Genomic DNA, 1,640 nt, shown 5'->3' on the forward strand with positions numbered 1-1,640 from the left:
ACTATGAAGATATTATCAATAAATGCTGTGAGGCATGGAATGAATTACTTTCTGAAGTTGGCCGATTGAAAAGTCTATGCTCCCGTTCATGGGCTGTTATTTCATAATTTAAAAATGGAATTGGTATTAATCACAAGTCGGTCAAAGAGGCTTACCAGCGTTGGCAGGATGGTGAAGCCCTCCGCAACGATCCGAAAGGTACTTTCCGCTTCGCAGACATTAACTGGGAAGAATACCGTGGATCGGTCGGCGGTCAGGACTTTGTTGCAGCCAATGAAGCGTATCTCTACCCGGAAGATGCTGACATCTTTAGAACCTGGTTCGCTCCGGCAGACTTCATTGAGACCGTCAACACCATCGGCCTCCCTCGCTATGCCAAGCAGAAGGTGATGGACTTTGATAAGGGCGTGCTTGTTCATACCCAATCAAACCCACTGCCGATCAACCTCAAGCCAAGGGCGGTTATCAGGCTCACCATGAGCTAACCCGTGAGTTTAAGCTGGCCAGTTATGGCCAGCTCTTTTGCTATAGTCCTTGTTCAATTTGAAGAAGGTAAGAAATTAGATGAACATTAATACAACGCAGATGCAGCAATATCAGACTCAATTAGATGAACCATATGGCGCTTGTGGAATAAATCCTGCCGAAGGGGGAACTTTCAACCAGTTTGATGTCCATCAAATGGATCACCAATCCAAATATTCCATGTCAACTACAGAGGTAAGCTCCCCCCCCCTCCCAAAAAGACAACGTACTTTGACTGCTGAGCAAAGAGAAGAGGCTACCGCTAGAGAGAAAAAACGTAATGCTACAATGAACAAAGCCTTTCAGGAACTTAAAAATAAAATTCCTGGAGGATCTGAAACGAAATTACCAAAAATACAGATTTTAAAACAAGCCACCGAATATATTAAAGAACTTGACCGGCAGCTCGGATTTGCCCCAGATCCTTCTAATTCAATAGATCAAATAACCAAACAGAAGTAATCCTGCCTCATAAGAAATATAAAGTAATAAAAACTCGCTACAAAAGCCTTTATAACCAAAGCGACTCAGGAGACTGCCCTTATGGACGAAGCTTTCAAGCAACTGGGTCACTCAATCCTTTCGACGTTTGGGCAGTCCCTTTTTATTACTTTCGCTGATACCTCAACGCTGGAAACCCTCGGGATCATAAAGCAACAGGTGGTTGAAATTGGCCAGTATGAGGCGGTGGCGGGAGAGATTACCGTGTTGTCACTCGATAGCGCTATCCGGCTTAAGCGAGGGGATACGGTATTGGCCAATGGCAGCACTTATGAAGTAGACCGGAAACTAAAAGACGATGGCTATTTAGCCCAATGGAATATTTATGCTAATTGAGCAGGAAGTCAGCGGGGATATTGAAGAACTGACAACACTGTTTAAGCACTCCCCACAGAAAACTGAATTAGCCATTCAACGCACCATGCGGAAATTGAGCACATGGGTCGAGCGGCAAGTATTAAGAGAATTGGCAAGCCAACTGAAAATCACACAGAAACTTTTTAAAGAGTTTGGCCGGGTTAAAACAACACTGAGCAGACCAAAGAGTGATTCCCAATATCTTATCGTCTGGATAGGAACTTTCCCGGTCGGGGCTCACAAGTTCGGTAAAGCCC

At 44.5% G+C, this 1,640-nt stretch carries 4 protein-coding genes; all 4 read left to right on the plus strand.

Translation table 11 applies throughout. From position 1 onward, the window contains the following. Positions 1-125 precede the first annotated feature (125 nt). Positions 126-485 carry a major capsid protein gene (locus tag AK963_RS36955; RefSeq protein ID WP_420795628.1) on the plus strand — a complete coding sequence of 120 codons (360 nt, stop codon included), beginning with the start codon at positions 126-128 and terminating at the stop codon, positions 483-485. Positions 486-564: 79 nt separating this feature from the next. Next, the gene (locus AK963_RS28760) at positions 565-987 is read left to right on the plus strand and encodes a helix-loop-helix domain-containing protein (RefSeq protein ID WP_066018703.1); all 423 of its coding nucleotides are present in this window, start codon (positions 565-567) and stop codon (positions 985-987) included. Positions 988-1,068: 81 nt separating this feature from the next. After that, positions 1,069-1,362: a hypothetical protein gene (locus tag AK963_RS28765; protein WP_066018704.1), complete on the plus strand. Its 294-nt coding sequence runs from the start codon at positions 1,069-1,071 to the stop codon at positions 1,360-1,362. Then, positions 1,352-1,640, plus strand: a 289-nt coding sequence (locus AK963_RS28770; RefSeq protein WP_139117765.1) for a hypothetical protein, incomplete at its 3' end; no start/stop codon positions are given. The genes AK963_RS28765 and AK963_RS28770, both read left to right, overlap by 11 nt.

This window comes from Endozoicomonas atrinae (assembly GCF_001647025.1).
GTDB lineage: Bacteria > Pseudomonadota > Gammaproteobacteria > Pseudomonadales > Endozoicomonadaceae > Endozoicomonas > Endozoicomonas atrinae.

What these genes read in the sequence shown, in the direction of transcription:
- AK963_RS28765 (WP_066018704.1), top strand. Translation starts at nt 1,069, where the DNA reads ATGGACGAAGCTTTCAAGCAACTGGGTCACTCAATCCTTTCGACGTTT.
- AK963_RS28760 (WP_066018703.1), top strand. Translation starts at nt 565, where the DNA reads ATGAACATTAATACAACGCAGATGCAGCAATATCAGACTCAATTAGAT.